Source organism: Candidatus Pelagibacter sp. PS_40, from assembly GCF_059417765.1.
Genome location: NZ_CM182064.1, coordinates 602,092 through 619,124, shown reverse-complemented (window position 1 = coordinate 619,124; position 17,033 = coordinate 602,092). Strand labels below are relative to the sequence as shown.

Below are 17,033 nucleotides of genomic sequence, written 5' to 3'. Positions count from 1 at the left end.
GTGTTATAGTTAAAAATGATTAATTCAGAAGAGTTAATAAATAAAGTTAAAACTTATAATAAATTTTTAAATCCAGAAAAATTAAGTAAAGCATATAATTATGCTGTTAAAGCTCACGAAAACCAAAAACGTGATTCTGGTGATCCTTATTCAAATCACCCTATAGCTGTTGCTTCAATACTTAGTGAGCTAGAGTTAGACAGTGCTACTATTGTTACAGGGCTTTTACATGATACGATTGAGGATACTCACGCAACTTATGAAAATATTAAAGATGAATTTGGTGAAGAGATTGCCAATCTTGTAGATGGTGTAACCAAAATTTCTGTTTTTGAAAATCAAGCAACATCATCTTCTAAAGCAGAAAACTTTAGAAAATTAATCTTAGCTACATCAAAAGACATAAGAGTATTACTTGTAAAGCTGGCAGATCGTTTACATAATATGAGAACTATTGATGCTATATCTAAAGTTGAAAAAAAAGAACGTATAGCGAGAGAGACAATGGAAATTTATGCTCCTTTAGCAGATAGAATGGGCATGCATAGAATTAGAGATGAACTTGAAGACTTATCATTTAAAGTTTTGAATAATGAAGCACGTGAACTTATTAAAAAAAGATTAGACGAAATTAAAGAAGACAAAGTAAATAGTTTTAATTCTATTTCTTTACAATTAAGCGAGCTTTTAAACGAACATAAGATTAATGCTGAAATTTTTGGAAGAGAAAAAACTCCATTTTCTATATGGAGAAAAGTTCAAAAAAAAGAACATCATTAGAGCAAATTACAGACATAATTGGATTTAGAGTTATTCTTAATAGTGGAGAGGATTGCTATAAAGCTTTAGGAATTTTTCATCAACACTGGAATTGTATACCAGGAAAATTTAAAGATTATATATCATCACCAAAAATAAATAATTATCAGTCATTGCATACAGCTGTGATAGGTCCAAATAGAAGACCTATTGAAATTCAAATAAGAACTATGCCAATGCATGAATTTGCCGAAAGAGGTATTGCATCCCATTGGAAATATAAATCATCTGAAAAATTTGATTCATTAACATGGAAAGAATATGACTGGTTAGCTGACCTTGTGGAAATTATTGGTAAAAATGAAAACCCTGAACATTTTTTTGAGTATACAAAACTACAAATGTTTCAAGAAAATGTTTTTTGCTTTACACCAAAAGGCTTAGTTATCAAATTGCCAAAAAATGCAACACCAATAGATTTTGCATATGCTGTTCATACAAAAGTTGGCGATCATGCAATATCCTGTAAAATTAACGGTAATGACAGTGAATTACAAAACATACTTTATAACGGTGACGTAGTTGAAATCATAACCTCTAAAAATAAATCACCATCATTGCATTGGATACCAATTACAAAAACTGGAAAAGCAAGAGCTGCTATTAGAAGATACTGGCATTCTAAAGGTGAGCAAAAAGAGGAAAGAATAAAAAAATACAATACAACACTTTGGATTTCTCTCCCAGATCAACCTGGTAAACTTGGTGAAATAACCACATCATTAGGCTCTCATAAATTGAATATATCAAGTGTAGAGATGAAAGAAAAAACTAAAGATTATATTAACTTCAGATTTAACCTTATTATTAGAGACTTGAAAAACTTTACAAATTTTATCAGTGAGCTAAAACAAAAAGATATTAAATTTAAAATCATTAGACATGAGGAAAAAAGGAATGCTTTCACACAAAAAATCTTTAAATATTTTAAAAAAAACTAATGCTCTTTTAGAAGGTCATTTTGTTCTTTCATCAGGTTTGCATTCACCTAAATATATTCAATGTGCCAAACTTTTAAGCTTTCCACATTTAGCAAAAGATATTTGTAATTCATTAGCAAAAAAAATTAAAAAAAAATTTAAATCTATAGATTTGATTTTAGCTCCAGCAATGGGTGGTGTTATTATAGGTTATGAAATTGGTAAAATTTTAAAAAAAGAAACAATTTTTTGTGAAAGAGTTAATGGTAAATTTGCTTTAAGACGAGGTTTTCATATAAAAAAAGGATCAAAAGTTTTAATAATCGAAGACGTTATAACAACTGGTAAATCGAGTTTAGAGTGTGTTAAATTGATAACAAAACCTGGTGCAAAGCTTATTGGTTTTGCGTCGATTATTGACAGATCGACCAAGAATTCATTAAAAATAAAAAAAAATATTATCTCACATATGAAGATAGATGTTCCAACATTTAAGAGTAATAAATTACCTGAAAGTCTTAAAAATACTCCAATTACAGTTCCTGGAAGTAGATTTATTAAATGAAAAGACTAGGAGTTAATATTGATCATGTTGCAACAGTAAGAAATGCAAGAGGATCTTTTCATCCCGACCCATTTACTATTGCCAAACATGTTATTAAATGTGGAGCAAACTCAGTTACCATTCATTTAAGAGAAGACAGAAGACACATAAAAGATTCTGATGTTGTTAAAATTTGCAAAAGTAGAAAAATAATTACTAATTTAGAAATTTCACTTAACAAAGAAATAATCAATATAGCATTAAAGAATAGACCTAATTTCATTTGTATAGTTCCTGAAAAAAGAAAAGAGGTGACAACAGAAGGTGGATTAAATTTAATTAAAAATAAGAAAAAAATCACATCTATAATATCATTATTTAATAAGAAGAATATTAGAACAAGTCTATTTATTGACCCAAACTTAAAAGATATAAAAATTGCAAAAGAATTAAATGCTACTTGTGTTGAGCTACATACAGGAAAAATTTCAAATTTAATAAAAGAAAACAAAAGTTATAAAAATGAATATTTAAAAATTAAAAAATGTTCAGAACTGGGAGTTAAACTTGGTATTGAGGTTCATGCAGGTCATGGTCTTGACTACAAAACTACCTCTATACTAAGTAAAATTAAAGAAATTACAGAATTTAATATTGGTCATTTTATAATTGGTGAGTCACTTACTCATGGTTTAAAAAAAACTATTAAAATATTTAAAAAAATAACCAATAAATAAATATGAAAATTCTTGGTATTGGTGTTGATATAGTGGAAAATATTAGAGTACATAAATCTTTAAAAAATGTTAATTTTATTAAAAGAGTTTTTTCTAGCTCAGAAATATTGTTAGCCAAAAAAATAACTAATAAAAAATCTTATTATTCTAAAAGATTTGCTGCTAAAGAAGCATTTTCTAAAGCAATTGGAACTGGTTTTAGAGAGAATTTGAATTTCAAGGATATAACTGTAATTAACGATAAGTTAGGTAAACCCTCATTTGTAGTCACAGACAAAATAAAAAAAATTGTTAAAAAGCAATTTAAAATATCATCCTTTAATTTCTTTCTGTCAATTTCAGATGAAAAAAAATATTCTGTAGCCTACGTGATTTTACAAAAAAAATGATATCAAAAAAGATTATAATCGATAATATTAAAACAATTTTTTATGCTTTAGTTATAGCTATTGTTATTAGATCTATTTTTATTCAACCTTTTTATATTCCCTCTTCATCAATGGAACCAACGTTATTAATTGGTGATAGATTGTTTGTTACGAAATATTCTTATGGTTATAGCAAGCATTCTTTTCCTTTTAGTCCACCAATAATAAATGGAAGACTATTTTATAACAAACCTAAGGTTGGAGATATTATTGTTTTTAAAACACCAGCTGACAACAGAACTGATTATATTAAAAGATTAATTGGTCTGCCAGGAGACAATATTCAATTTATTAACGGCGATTTATTCGTAAATAATAATCAAATATTAAAATCTAGAATTTCTCAAAATGATAAAATTTATTGTGGAAATCAAACAATAGATGTTAATACATTTGAAGAAAAGCTTCCAAATGGCAAAACACATAATAGCGTTTATTTAAAAAGTTATAGTTTTGAAAGTTCAGATAACTTTATAGTTCCGCCTCAACACTACTTTTTTTTAGGAGATAATAGAGACTGTTCTAAAGATAGTAGATATTTGACTAGTGTTGGATATGTTCATGAAGATAATTTAGTCGGTAAAGCTCAATTTATTTTTTTTTCATCTGATTTTAGAATTGGAAATATTTTTTCTTTTTGGAAATGGCATAAGACAATTAGATTCGACAGGTTTTTTAAGAAAATTATTTAATGAAAATTAACCCCATAAAATTAGAAAAGAAATTAAAGTTAAAGTTTTCTGATCAAAAAATTTTTATTAAGAGTTTAACGCATAAAAGTTTTGACTCAATAAACAACAATGAAAAAATTGAATTCTTAGGGGATAGAGTTTTAGGTCTTATTATTGCAAAAAAATTACTAGAACTTTATCCTGATGAAAAGGAAGGGGTGTTAGATAAAAAATTTGCTTCATTGGTAAATAAAAAAAAATGTTTAGAAATTGCAAAAAAAATAGAACTAGAAAAATATATTTTAGTTTTAAACCCCAAGAATAAAAAAATTGAAATTGAAGATAAAATTGTAGCAGACTGTTTGGAGGCTTTAATTGGAGCAATCTATCTCGATAAAGGTTTAAATTTTACTGAAAAATTTATTCTTAATTTATGGAGCGAACATATTACAGCAAGTGTTATAACTCAAATTGATGCTAAGACAAAACTACAAGAATACTCACTTAAAATTTTCAAAGTTTTGCCTATTTATAAACTAATCTCAAATACAGGGCCCCGACATAAACCTCTTTTTAAGGTTGCCGTTAAATTAAAAAATACTAAATTTTTTACAGCAGAAGGAACTTCTAAAAAAGATGCAGAGCAGAATGCTGCTTCTTTATGTTTAGAGGATATTTTTAAAAAATGAATTGGGACGATAGCGGTTATTTAGTTTCTAAAAATAAATATAGTGAAAATTCAATAATCGCTGAGGTCTTTACAGAAAATCATGGAAAAATCTCAGGGATAATTTTTGGTGGAACTTCAAAGAAAATCAAAAACTACTTGCAAATTGGTAATAAGATTTATGTAAACTATAATTCAAAAAGTGTTACTAGAATTGGTTATTTCAAAATAGAGATTTTAAAAGCTTTAACACCGCTCTATTTTGATGAAAATCAGAAACTATCATGCATTACATCGGCAATGCACCTTATAAAACTTCTTACTGCTGAAGCACAATCTAATAAAGAAATTTTTAAATTAATTGATAAATTTTTTGAAATATTAAAATCTGAAAATTGGATTCAAAAATATATTTTCTGGGAGTTAGAACTTTTAAAATTATTGGGATATGATTTGGAATTAAAAACTATGGCTGAAAAAGAAATTGTTGATAGTGAAGTTAATTATTACGTTAAATCCTCAACTGAAAAAAAAAGTATTCCAAATTTTCTAATAGATGAAAATAATATGGATGTTAATTTAAAAAATTTACTTAAAGGACTCAAGCTTGTTAGTGATTACCTTGAAAAAAGTATTCTAAAACCAAATAATTTAAATCTTCCTACTTCTAGAACTCATTTTATTAATCTTTTAAAATAGTTATTTAATTAAATCGTCAATTCTATCTGCGTAATAGCTTACTATAGCGTTTGCTCCGGCTCTTTTAAAAGCAATCAAGCTCTCTAACACTGAGTTTTTATCTATTAGACCTTTTTTGATACTATTACTTAATAGTGAGTATTCACCTGATACCTGGTAAGCGAGAACAGGGATTTTAAAATTATCTTTAACTGTTTTAATTATATCAAGATAAGGCATGCCAGGTTTAACCATAACCATATCAGCCCCTTCTTTAATATCTAGCGCCACTTCTCTTATTGCTTCATTGCTATTTCTAAAGTCCATTTGATAATTTTTCTTATCACCCTTTAACAAACCTTTAGAACCAACTGCATCTCTGAATGGACCATAAAAACTTGAAGCATATTTTACTGCATAAGAAAGTAGTTGAACCATTTCATGACCCTCCTTATCTAAAGCTTTTCTTATTTTGCCTATTCTTCCATCCATCATGTCTGAGGGAGCCAGAATATCACAGCCAATTTCTGCTTGTAACAATGATTGATTTATTAATACTTCAATAGTTTCATCATTTAACACGTAGCCTGATTTTATTAAACCATCATGACCATGTGAGGTATAAGGATCTAAAGCTACATCACACATAATACCAATTTCATTTTTATATCTTTTTTTAATATATCGAATGGCCTTACAAACTAGATTGTCTTCATTCAATGCCTCAGTTCCAATTTCATTTTTTTTTGTTTTATTTGTATAAGGGAACAATGCAACCATAGGTATTTTGCTTTTGATTGCTTTATCAACAATAATTCCAAGTTTATCTATTGTGTATCTATAAACATCAGGCATTGTTTTAATGGATTGTTTTATATTTTTTCCATCAATCAAAAATATAGGTAATATAAAATCGCTAGATGACAGGCTATTTTCTTGAACTAATCTTCTAGACCAATCATTTTTACGACTACGTCTAAGTCTTAAATTTGGGTAATTTCCTGTAATCATGTTTAAATCTGCTTTTAAAATGCGACAAATGTATTATACAAATATATATTAAAAAAGGTAGAAAACAACTGCATGAGCTTAGACAACAAAAACATAATTGACTTAGATCTAAAAAAAGATCAAAAAGTTTTAGATTTTAGTGATTTTCAAAAACAAGATATTAAATTTGATATTAATAAACTCCAAGACGCTTATAACCAAATTGTTCAAACAAGAAAATTTGATGACGGCGGTGGTATTGCTCACTTTGGGGCTATTTGTCTAACACAAATTCCTGGAGATCCAGATTCTATTAAAGGAAGCAAGGCTAGAGGCTCTTACTGGACAAAACCAGACAAATCAGGAAAAGAAGTTACTAGAGATGTTTCAATAGATGAGGCTGCATACTCTGAATTTATACCAGACTATGAAAACACTTATTTCAAGGAAGTTTTTGATGCACTTTCTTCAAAATACAAATTAGGTAGAGTTAGAATTTTACTTAAGGAGCCAAGATCAACATTGAGTTGGCACAGAGATCCAGAGCCAAGGTTGCATATACCTATAATTACAAACCCTGGTTGCTTAATGGTTATTGATAATGTCGCAAAACATATGCCTGCTGATGGCTCAGTGTGGGTAACTAATAATGTAAAATACCATAATGCCTTTAATGGTGGTGAAGAAAACAGAGTTCACTTGGTAGCCTGTGTTTTAGATTATAAGTTTAATTAAATTGAAAAAAATATTTTTATCCTCTGATCACGCTGGTTATAAATTAAAAGAATTAATTAAACTTCATTTAGATAAAAAGAAAATTAACTATACAGACTTAGGTCCATTCAATAGTGAAAGTGTTGACTATCCAGACTATGCTCATAAAGTTGCTAAAAAAGTTAAAACAAACAATAATCATGCCGGCATACTCGTATGTGGCTCTGGGATGGGAATGAATATTGCTGCAAATAGACATAAAAATATACGTGCTGCTCAGTGTTTTAATTTGAAATCAACTAAATTATCAAGATTGCATAACGATGCAAATATCATTACATTAGGATCAAGACTTCTTACTAAAAAAACTGCTTTAAATTGTGTTAGCGTTTTTTTAAATACAAAGTTTGAAGGTGGAAGACACGCAAAAAGAATTAAAAAGATTTAATTATGTCTAGTGAAAAAAACTATTTAAATGAAAATTATAAAAGCTTTTTTGAAGACAGCTTATCTGTAACTGATCCAGAATTACATAAAGCCATAAGTGATGAGCTAAAAAGACAACAACAACATATAGAATTAATTGCTTCTGAAAATATAGTTTCTCAAGCTGTTTTAGAGGCTCAAGGCTCTGTATTAACAAATAAATATGCAGAAGGATATCCTGGAAAAAGATACTATAATGGATGTGAGCATGTTGATGTTGCTGAAAATTTAGCCATAGAGAGATTAAAAAAAATTTTTGATTGTAAATTTGCAAATGCCCAACCACATTCTGGGGCTCAAGCAAATGGAGCTGTATTTTTAGCGCTATTAAATCCTGGTGATACATTTATGGGGATGAGCTTAAATTCTGGTGGACATATTACTCATGGGTTGAAAATATCAATGTCAGGTAAATGGTTTAATCCCATAGGGTATGACGTTGATAAAGAGTCCGAACTTATTGATTATGATAATGTTGAAAAACTTGCATTAGAACATAAACCAAAACTCATAATTTGTGGTGGTAGCGCTTACTCTAGAGTAATCGACTTTAAAAGATTTAGAGAGATTGCTGATAAAGTAGGGGCATATTTGATGGTGGATATGGCTCATTTTTCAGGTTTAGTTGCTGGTAAAGGTTATCCTAACCCATGTGAACACGCACACGTAGTTACCTCAACAACTCATAAAGTTTTCAGAAGTGCTAGAGGTGGAATTATTTTAACTAATCATGAAGACCTAGCAAAAAAATTTAATACTGCAGTATTTCCTGGTTATCAAGGTGGACCGTTGATGCATGTTATCGCTGGAAAGGCTGCTGGGTTTTTGGAAGCTTTAAGACCAGATTTTAAAGATTATATCAAATCAGTTTTGGCAAATGCAAAAATTTTATCTGAGACACTTAAGAATAATGGTTTTAAGATTTATTCTGGTGGAACGGATACTCATTTAATGTTAGTTGATCTAAGACCTTTCAATGTCAAGGGCAATGCTGCAGCCGAAAGTCTTTCAAATGCTAATATTACCTGTAACAAAAATGGAATACCTTTTGATTCTGAAAAGCCAATGATTACTTCTGGGATAAGACTTGGAACTCAAGCTGCAACAACTAGAGGCTTTGGATTGAAAGAGTTTGAGAAAGTAGGTGAATTAATTACTAAAGTTGTAAAAGGTTTGTCTGAAAACCCTGAGAATAACAGTAAAATTGAAGAAGAAGTTAGAAATGAAGTTATAGATCTTACATCTAACTTTCCAATATATAAAAATTTAAAATAATGATTTGTTCAATTTGTAAAAAAGGTGAAACATCAGTAGTAGATTCTAGACCTACAGAAGATGGAACAGCCATAAGAAGAAGAAGACTTTGTGTGTGTGGAGCTAGATTCACAACTTTCGAAAGAGTACAATTTAGAGAAATAATGGTAGTCAAAAAGAATGGAAGAAAATCATCGTTTGATAGAGATAAACTTTCTAAATCAATTTATATAGCCTTAAAGAAAAGACCTATTGATACCGAAACTGCAGAAAAATTTATTAGTCGAACTTCAAGAGCTTTAGAAGAACTTGGTCAAAGTGAAATTTCATCAAATACAATTGGCACAATGGTTATGGAAGGTTTGAAAGATCTTGATCCTGTTGCATACGTTAGATTTGCATCTGTTTATAGAAATTTTAGAGAAGAAAAAGACTTTGTGCAATTCGTGGACAAATTAGATGTCTACAAAAAAAGATAAATTTTCAATTAAAGATAAAATTTTTATGGAGCTTGCCTTGAATTTGGCAAAAGCTCGTCATGGACTAACTGGAATTAATCCTTCTGTAGGTTGTGTGATTGTCAAAAATAATAAAATACTTTCAATTGGTCAAACAGGTTTTAAAGGTACACCTCATGCAGAATTTAATGCCATTAAAAATTTACATGAAAATATAGAAGGCTCAAAAATGTATGTCACCCTTGAACCATGTAGTCATTATGGAAAAACTCCTCCATGCACAAATATTATAATTAAAAATAAAATTAAAGAAGTTGTCTATGGAGTTGAAGATATTGATAAAAAAGTTAAAGGTAAAACTTTAAAAATTCTTAAGTCAAAAAATATTTTAGTAAAAAAAGATTTACTCAAAAAACAAATTAATAAATTTTATGCACCTTATTTTTTTAATAGAAAAAAAAACCTTCCTTATGTTACTGGTAAAATTGCAATTTCTAAAAATAATTTGATATATAGCAAAGATACTAAAAGAATTTCAGATATTCATACTGATAAATTTACACATTTTCTTAGATATAAAAATGACTCGTTAATGATTTCCTCCAAAACTTTAAATAAAGATGACCCAAAACTCAATTGCAGACTAGAAGGTTTGAGTAAATTTTCTCCTAAAAGAATAATTTTAGATAGAAACTTAGAAATTAAAAAGAATTCATATATTTTTAAAACAGCAAATAAAGACAATACTATAATTTTTTATCATAACGCTAAAGCTAAGGTGAAATTAATGTTAAAAAAAAAAGGTATAACTTTAATCAAAAGTAAATTAAATAAAAATAACTTTGATATTAAATCAATTTTAATGAAACTCTATGTCCTTGGCTGTAGGAATTTATTAGTTGAAGGGGGAAATGATCTTTCTAAACACATTATTAAAAAAAAATTATTTAATGAATTTTATTTATACAAATGTAGTAAAAGTTTATCAAAGTTAGTTAATCATAAAGAGTTTGGTTTTCTTAAAGAACTAAAGAAAAATTATAAAAATAAATTGAAAATTAATAAAAAATTAGGCAAAGATGTAATTACACTTTACAAATAATATTATGTTTAATGGAATAATTTTTAATCAAGGTTTAATTACTAAATTTGAAAAAAGATCAAAAGGTATTAATATTTTTGTAAAAGCTGATTTAAAATTAACACGTAAAGATTTGGGCGTATCAGTTGCTTGTGATGGTGTTTGCTTAACATTAATCGACATTAAAAATCAGATAATGGAATTTTATCTTTCTGATGAAACTATACAAAGATCAAAATTTAAATTCCTAAAAATAAATGATAAAATCAATCTTGAACTTCCTTTAAAATTTGGCCAAAAAATATCAGGACATATTTGCCAAGGCCACATCGATGCGGTAGGCAAAATAGAAAGTATTAAAAAAATTGATAAATCATATTTATTTGATTTTGAAATTGTTAAAAAAGAACGAGCAAATTTAATTGATAAAGCTTCCATATGTATAAATGGAATTTCTTTAACAATTTCTAAAGTAACCAAAAAAGGTTTTCAAGTTTGGGTTATTCCACACACTTTTAAGCTAACCAATTTATCTTCATTAAAAAAAAGCAGTCTAGTTAATATAGAGATAGATATCTTATCTAAATACGTTAGAAATTATTTTAATGAAAAAAAATAATTATGCATCCATTGAAAGTATAATAAATATCGCAAAGAAGGGCGGTATGTTCATCTTAGTTGATGATGAGAAAAGAGAAAACGAAGGAGATTTAATAATATCAACCACTGACTCAAGCGCTAAAAATATAAATTTTATGGCAAAATATGGTCGTGGATTAATTTGTCTGGCGCTAGATAGTGTGCAAGCAAAGCGATTAAATTTATCTTTGATGTCACCAATAAATCAATCAAGGAATAAAACTGCATTTACAATTTCTATTGAAGCAAAAAAAGGAATAACAACAGGTATCTCAGCAAAAGATAGAGCAAAGACAATTAAAATTGCTTCAAAAAAAAATGCAAATAAGAAAGACATAGTTTCACCTGGACATGTTTTTCCAATTATTGCGAAAGACGGTGGCGTTTTAGTAAGAGCTGGTCACACAGAAGCCTCTGTTGATATTTCAAAACTTGCTAAAAAAAATAACTCTGCAGTTATTTGTGAAATAATGAATGAAGATGGGACAATGGCCAAAGGCCAAGATTTATTTGATTTTGCAAACAAACATAATTTAAAGATAGGTAAAATCGAAGATCTTATTGCTTATCGTTTAAAAAAAGAAAAATTAATTAAACTTAAAAAACAATCAGATATTAAAGTAAAAAATCAAAAATATAAAATTCGAATTTATGAAAACCTTTTAGATGGATCTGAGCATTTTGCTTTGATTAAAGGAAATATTAAAAAAGGGATAATACCAAGAGTTAGAGTAATTTCTTCTAACGTAGTTCAAAATTATTTAATTAATCAACAATTACCAAATTCATTTGATAAAACTTTAAATTATTTTAAGAAATTTAATAACTGTGTTTTAGTTTTTATAAAAGATACAAATTTAAAATCTGTTACACAAACACTTAAGGATTATAAAAACAAAAATTTCTATAAAAAAGGAAATGATAAGCTTATAAGAAATTATGGTATTGGTGCTCAAATAATTAAAGATTTAAAGATTAAAAATATGATATTAATTACTAAGTCTCTTAAAAAAGTTATTGGTTTGGAAGGTTATGATATAAAGATTACTAAACAGGAAATTATTTAATGAAAAGAAAATATCTAATAGTTATTGCTGATTATTATAAAGATATATCAAAGGGTTTACTTAGTAGTGCAAAGAGCATAATACCCAAATCTAGTTTAATAAAAATTATCAATGTCCCCGGCGTTTTTGAAATACCAGTTACGATTTCAAAGAATATTAAGAAATATGATGCTTTTTTAGCTCTTGGTTGTGTTATTAAAGGCCAAACACCTCATTTTGATTTTATTTCTCATTCTTCAACTGATGCAATAATGAAACTTTCTGTAGATAGCAAAAAACCCATTGGTAATGGAATTATTACCTGTCTTAATATGCGTCAAGCTATAGCTAGGAAGAAAAAGGGTAGAGAAGCAGCTCAAGCTGTAATATCTGTTCTTTCTCAATAACAATGAGAACTCCATATAATCCCAATCAAAGTCCGAGGGTAATTATTATCCAAAAATTATATGGAAATTTTTTTAATGATGACACAGACTTAACTTTTCCCAAACATAGATTTAAAAAATTCATTAAGGATGTTGTTTTAGGTACCATTGAAAGAGATGAAGTTATTAAAGAAGAGGTTAAAAAATATCTAAGTGAGGACTTAGAGTTAACTAATTTAGACCAGGTTTTTCAAGTGATAGTAAAATCTGCTATATTTGAGTTTTTATACAAACCTAAAGTTTCTTCTAAAATAATTATTAAAGAATATCTTGATGCATCAAACTTTTTTTTAGAAGATGGTCAAACTAAATATTTAAATGCAATATTAGACAAAATAGCTAAAAAAATAAGAACCACTAATGCATGAATTTGAATTAATAAAAAATTATTTTCAAAAACTTTCTAAAAAATCACCAAGTGCCTTAAATTTGAATGATGATGTTTTTTTTGATAAAAAAAATAAATTAGCAGTATCTGTTGATACATATACAGAAGGCAATCATTTCATAGACTTTAAAAGGCCTGAACTTGTCATTAAAAAAATAATTAGATCATCAATTTCAGATTTAATATGCAAAGGTATTAAACCAAAATATTATTTTATTTCTGGTTCTGGTAATAAAAAAAGTTTTTCTAAATTAAATTTATCAAAAATCAGCAAATCACTTAATCAAGAACAAAATAAATATAAAATATTTTTAAGTGGTGGAGATACAGTTTTTTCTAACAAGTTAAGTTTTACAATTACTTCAATAGGTTTTGCCGACAATATTATCTATAGAAACAAAGCTAAACTTTATGATGATGTTTATGTCTCTGGAAATTTAGGTGATAGCTATTTAGGGCTATTAGTTTTAAAAAATAAAATTAAGCTTAATTCAAGATTAAAAAAATATTTTACCAATCAATATTTTATGCCAAATATTCAATTAAAATTAATTGATCAAATTAAAAAGTTTGCCAATACCTCAATTGATATATCTGATGGACTTATAGCGGACCTTGATAAAATGATTAATAATCAGAAATTATCTTATAAAATTTTTTTAAAAGATATTCCAATTTCAAGTAACCTAAAGAAGATACTTGCTCTTAAAAAACTATCTAAGATTAATTACATTTCTAATGGTGATGATTATCAGGTCTTATTTACAGCTTCTAAAAATAAGATGAGAATCATAAGAAAAATAGCTACTAATTGTAGAGTTAAGCTAACTAAAATTGGCACAATTCAAAGCCATGTTAAAAAATCATCCATTGTAGATGATGAAAATCGGCAAATTACCCTTAAAAATAAAGGTTATTTTCATAAGTTTTGAAAAGTTAAATATTGCCTTTTATTGCTTTTTTTGTATTGTCCGGACTTTAAAGAATAAAATTTAACAACCAAACAACCAAAGGCAAAATGAACTCACTAATAGAAACAATATTATTATTTACCATAGCAGCTGGATCTCTTTCAATCGTTTATGGTTTTTTTACAGGAATGAATATTCTTAACTCAAGTGCAGGAAATGCCAAGATGCAAGAAATAGCATCAGCAATTCAAATTGGTGCTAAGGCTTATTTAGCAAGACAATATAAAACAATTGCCGTGGTTGGAGTTGTTGTTTTAGTCATTATTTTCTTTGTGTTCAGTCCATTAGTTGGTTTAGGTTATTTTATTGGCGCTACATTATCAGGTATAGCCGGTTATGTTGGAATGTTAGTTTCTGTTCAAGCTAACGTTAGAACTGCTGAAGCATCAAGAAAAGGTTTAGCAAGCGGTCTTGCTGTTGCTTTTAAATCAGGTGCTGTAACTGGAATGTTAGTTGCTGGATTAGCTTTACTTGCAATCGCAGTTTATTACTATTTTTTATTAAAAGCAGGCATTGATGACAGAGAAGTTATTAATGCATTAGTAGCATTAGGCTTTGGTGCTTCTTTAATATCAATTTTTGCAAGATTAGGTGGTGGAATTTTTACAAAAGGTGCTGATGTTGGTGCTGACTTAGTCGGTAAAGTTGAAGCAGGTATTCCAGAAGATGATCCTAGAAATCCAGCTGTAATTGCTGACAATGTTGGAGATAACGTTGGTGATTGTGCTGGTATGGCAGCAGACTTATTTGAAACTTACGCTGTAACAATTGTTGCAACAATGGTTCTTTCTTCGATATTTTTCTATGGTGATATAAATATGATGATCTATCCTCTAACTATTGGTGGTGCTTGTATTTTAACATCAATCTTAGGAACTTTCTTTGTTAAACTTGGAAGAAGTAAAAATGTTATGAACGCTTTATATAAAGGGTTTGTAGTTTCTGCTGTTTCTTCATTAATAATTTTATACCCTGTTACTGATTATGTAATCGGATTTGCAAGCGAATATACTGTTAATGGTAAAAGTTTTACTGGTATGAGTTTGTATTATTGTGGAATAATTGGTTTAGTTATTACTGGACTATTAATTTGGATTACTGAATACTACACTGGTACTGAATACAGACCAGTAAGAAGTATTGCTAAATCTTCTACAACTGGTCATGGAACAAACGTTATCCAAGGCTTAGCTGTTTCTATGGAAGCCACTGCAGTACCAGCTTTAATTATTGTTGCCGGTATATTAGCAACAAATTCAATCGCTGGTCTTTATGGTATCGCTATTTCAGTAACTACAATGCTTGCATTAGCAGGTATGGTTGTTGCTCTTGATGCTTATGGTCCTGTAACAGATAATGCTGGCGGTATTGCTGAAATGGCTAAATTACCAAATAGTGTTAGAAAAACTACTGATGCATTAGATGCAGTAGGTAATACGACTAAAGCTGTTACTAAAGGTTATGCTATAGGTTCAGCAGGTTTAGGTGCTCTAGTATTATTTGCAGCTTATGTTGAGGATATCAAGCACTTTTCAGGTGTAGCAGGTTCAAAGCTTGAAGGAATTGTTGTAACTTTTGATTTATCGAATCCTTACGTTGTAGTTGGGTTATTAATTGGTGGAATGCTTCCATATTTATTTGGATCAATGGGTATGCAAGCCGTTGGTAGAGCAGGTGGTGCAGTGGTTGTCGAAGTAAGAAGACAATTTAAAAAATATCCAGGTATCATGAAGGGTAAACAAAAACCTGATTATGCTAAATTAGTAGATTTATTAACTTTAGCTGCAATTAGAGAAATGATTATACCTTCATTATTGCCAGTTCTTTCTCCTATTGTTTTATACTTTGTAATACTAGCTATAGGTGGTCAAGTTGCTGCTTTAGCTGCAGTAGGTGCAATGTTGTTAGGTGTAATTATTACAGGTTTATTTGTAGCTGTATCAATGACTGCGGGTGGTGGTGCTTGGGATAATGCAAAAAAGTATATTGAAGACGGAAATCACGGTGGAAAAGGTTCTGAAGCACACAAAGCTGCTGTAACTGGTGACACTGTTGGAGACCCGTACAAAGATACTGCTGGTCCTGCTGTAAACCCAATGATTAAGATTACTAATATTGTAGCTTTATTATTGTTAGCTGTAATTGCTGGCTAAGAAAAGATTAATTTCTTTTTCTTTTACCTAAGGGGTCGTTAATTTTCTGTCTCATACTGGATAGAAAGTCGTATACAAATGTGTTTTTCTTGTATTGATTTTCAGTGGTTTGTTCTGCAAATTTCAATTCTTGCATATTAGTGAGATCTAGAAACTCTTTCGTTTTTAGAAGACCCATACTGTTGATTTCTAACAATAGAACATTGTTTACAATAATTCTTTCACTGCCAAATTTTGTAAGAGATGAATTATCTGTTTTTCTTTCAATATAAATCCATAAATCATTGTCAAAAGTACTTTTAGTTGATGGTGAACCTAATAATTTTAAAATATCGTTTTTATTTGACTGATTAACAGTAAGTTTTTCTTGTTTTTTATTTAAAAAATGAACACCGTGGTGTTTTTCAACTTTTTTTAAAGTACAAGCTGAAATAAATAATGATATTATAATAAATACAAATAATTTTTTCATGGATAAAAACTATATAAATATTTACAACAATTTAGTTCAATTAACTAGAAATAAAGATTTGTATAAAGATTTTAAAAACCAAGATACTTTTTCTGATAGATTAATATTCTTTTTACTTCATTTTGCTTTCTTTTTGAAAGTTTATAAGGAAAATAATGATAAAAAAATACTACAAGAGATTTATGATTTTACCTTCAGACAAGTTGAATTAAGCATCAGGGAAATTGGTTATGGTGATCAATCAATTAATAAAAAAATGAAAGATTATCTAAACTTATTCTATGGAATGATCGACAAAATTCACAGTTGGGATGAATTAGATATAGAATCTAGAAACTCTATTTTGGTAAATTTTTTAGATAATTCATCTAATATTGAGTATTTGGTTAATTATTTTGAAAATTATAGGTTAAATTTAAAAAATAATACTTTAAATTCTTATATAAAAGGTGTAGTTAAGCACTAATTTTA

General features: G+C 28.3%; 20 protein-coding genes and 1 pseudogene. 19 read left to right on the top strand and 2 right to left on the bottom strand.

Going from position 1 to position 17,033, the window contains the following annotated elements:
• Positions 1-15: 15 nt before the first annotated feature.
• From AC5SLW_RS03235 to recO, 7 genes and pseudogenes are all read left to right on the top strand, one after another.
• Positions 16-1,760: pseudogene (locus AC5SLW_RS03235) on the top strand (bifunctional (p)ppGpp synthetase/guanosine-3',5'-bis(diphosphate) 3'-pyrophosphohydrolase).
• Complete coding sequence (pyrE, locus tag AC5SLW_RS03230) at positions 1,717-2,304, top strand: orotate phosphoribosyltransferase (protein WP_018414157.1); 588 nt, start codon at positions 1,717-1,719, stop codon at positions 2,302-2,304. The pseudogene AC5SLW_RS03235 and the gene pyrE overlap by 44 nt, the downstream one beginning before the upstream one ends.
• A complete protein-coding gene (locus AC5SLW_RS03225) occupies positions 2,301-3,020 on the top strand; it encodes a pyridoxine 5'-phosphate synthase (protein WP_494575778.1) in 720 nt (239 codons plus the stop codon). The genes pyrE and AC5SLW_RS03225 overlap by 4 nt, the downstream gene beginning before the upstream one ends.
• A gap of 2 nt (positions 3,021-3,022) precedes the next feature.
• Positions 3,023-3,409, top strand: a complete 387-nt coding sequence (acpS, locus tag AC5SLW_RS03220; protein ID WP_271626341.1) for a holo-ACP synthase — start codon at positions 3,023-3,025, stop codon at positions 3,407-3,409.
• A complete protein-coding gene (gene lepB / locus AC5SLW_RS03215; RefSeq protein WP_494575776.1) occupies positions 3,406-4,140 on the top strand; it encodes a signal peptidase I in 735 nt (244 codons plus the stop codon). Before acpS ends, lepB begins: the two co-directional genes overlap by 4 nt.
• Entirely contained in the window at positions 4,140-4,808 is a 669-nt protein-coding gene (rnc, locus tag AC5SLW_RS03210) for a ribonuclease III (protein WP_271480929.1), read from the top strand. The genes lepB and rnc overlap by 1 nt, the downstream gene beginning before the upstream one ends.
• Entirely contained in the window at positions 4,805-5,485 is a 681-nt protein-coding gene (recO, locus tag AC5SLW_RS03205; RefSeq protein ID WP_494575774.1) for a DNA repair protein RecO, read from the top strand. Before rnc ends, recO begins: the two co-directional genes overlap by 4 nt.
• On the opposite strand, the gene hemB is transcribed toward recO, so the two are convergent.
• Positions 5,486-6,475 (bottom strand): porphobilinogen synthase, encoded by a 990-nt coding sequence (hemB, locus tag AC5SLW_RS03200; RefSeq protein ID WP_494575772.1) that lies wholly within the window; start codon positions 6,473-6,475, stop codon positions 5,486-5,488.
• A 72-nt stretch (positions 6,476-6,547) separates the two neighbouring features.
• Between hemB and AC5SLW_RS03195 the strand changes: the two genes are divergently transcribed.
• From AC5SLW_RS03195 to AC5SLW_RS03145, 11 genes are all read left to right on the top strand, one after another.
• A complete protein-coding gene (locus AC5SLW_RS03195; RefSeq protein ID WP_494575770.1) occupies positions 6,548-7,189 on the top strand; it encodes an aspartyl/asparaginyl beta-hydroxylase domain-containing protein in 642 nt (213 codons plus the stop codon).
• A gap of 1 nt (position 7,190) precedes the next feature.
• Positions 7,191-7,616 carry a ribose 5-phosphate isomerase B gene (gene rpiB, locus AC5SLW_RS03190; protein ID WP_020169452.1) on the top strand — a complete coding sequence of 142 codons (426 nt, stop codon included), beginning with the start codon at positions 7,191-7,193 and terminating at the stop codon, positions 7,614-7,616.
• A 2-nt stretch (positions 7,617-7,618) separates the two neighbouring features.
• Complete coding sequence (gene glyA / locus AC5SLW_RS03185; protein WP_271564664.1) at positions 7,619-8,929, top strand: serine hydroxymethyltransferase; 1,311 nt, start codon at positions 7,619-7,621, stop codon at positions 8,927-8,929.
• Complete coding sequence (gene nrdR, locus AC5SLW_RS03180; protein ID WP_006996878.1) at positions 8,929-9,387, top strand: transcriptional regulator NrdR; 459 nt, start codon at positions 8,929-8,931, stop codon at positions 9,385-9,387. Before glyA ends, nrdR begins: the two co-directional genes overlap by 1 nt.
• The gene (gene ribD / locus AC5SLW_RS03175) at positions 9,368-10,468 is read left to right on the top strand and encodes a bifunctional diaminohydroxyphosphoribosylaminopyrimidine deaminase/5-amino-6-(5-phosphoribosylamino)uracil reductase RibD (protein ID WP_494575767.1); all 1,101 of its coding nucleotides are present in this window, start codon (positions 9,368-9,370) and stop codon (positions 10,466-10,468) included. Before nrdR ends, ribD begins: the two co-directional genes overlap by 20 nt.
• Positions 10,469-10,472: 4 nt before the next feature.
• On the top strand, positions 10,473-11,066 hold the full coding sequence (locus AC5SLW_RS03170) for a riboflavin synthase (protein ID WP_494575765.1): 594 nt from the start codon (positions 10,473-10,475) through the stop codon (positions 11,064-11,066).
• On the top strand, positions 11,053-12,153 hold the full coding sequence (gene ribB / locus AC5SLW_RS03165) for a 3,4-dihydroxy-2-butanone-4-phosphate synthase (RefSeq protein WP_006996881.1): 1,101 nt from the start codon (positions 11,053-11,055) through the stop codon (positions 12,151-12,153). The genes AC5SLW_RS03170 and ribB overlap by 14 nt, the downstream gene beginning before the upstream one ends.
• Positions 12,153-12,539 (top strand): 6,7-dimethyl-8-ribityllumazine synthase, encoded by a 387-nt coding sequence (ribH, locus tag AC5SLW_RS03160; protein ID WP_271626351.1) that lies wholly within the window; start codon positions 12,153-12,155, stop codon positions 12,537-12,539. The genes ribB and ribH overlap by 1 nt, the downstream gene beginning before the upstream one ends.
• Positions 12,540-12,541: 2 nt before the next feature.
• Positions 12,542-12,946 (top strand): transcription antitermination factor NusB, encoded by a 405-nt coding sequence (locus tag AC5SLW_RS03155; RefSeq protein ID WP_011282132.1) that lies wholly within the window; start codon positions 12,542-12,544, stop codon positions 12,944-12,946.
• Entirely contained in the window at positions 12,939-13,898 is a 960-nt protein-coding gene (thiL, locus tag AC5SLW_RS03150; protein ID WP_494575763.1) for a thiamine-phosphate kinase, read from the top strand. The genes AC5SLW_RS03155 and thiL overlap by 8 nt, the downstream gene beginning before the upstream one ends.
• Positions 13,899-13,984: 86 nt before the next feature.
• Positions 13,985-16,090 carry a sodium-translocating pyrophosphatase gene (locus AC5SLW_RS03145; RefSeq protein ID WP_494575761.1) on the top strand — a complete coding sequence of 702 codons (2,106 nt, stop codon included), beginning with the start codon at positions 13,985-13,987 and terminating at the stop codon, positions 16,088-16,090.
• Positions 16,091-16,097: 7 nt separating this feature from the next.
• On the opposite strand, the gene bamE is transcribed toward AC5SLW_RS03145, so the two are convergent.
• Positions 16,098-16,562 carry an outer membrane protein assembly factor BamE domain-containing protein gene (gene bamE / locus AC5SLW_RS03140; protein ID WP_494575759.1) on the bottom strand — a complete coding sequence of 155 codons (465 nt, stop codon included), beginning with the start codon at positions 16,560-16,562 and terminating at the stop codon, positions 16,098-16,100.
• On the opposite strand from bamE, the gene AC5SLW_RS03135 reads away from it, so the two are divergent.
• Complete coding sequence (locus AC5SLW_RS03135) at positions 16,561-17,028, top strand: ubiquinol-cytochrome C chaperone family protein (RefSeq protein WP_006996887.1); 468 nt, start codon at positions 16,561-16,563, stop codon at positions 17,026-17,028. The two genes, bamE and AC5SLW_RS03135, sit on opposite strands and share 2 nt — an antisense overlap.
• The last annotated feature ends 5 nt before the right edge of the window (positions 17,029-17,033 follow it).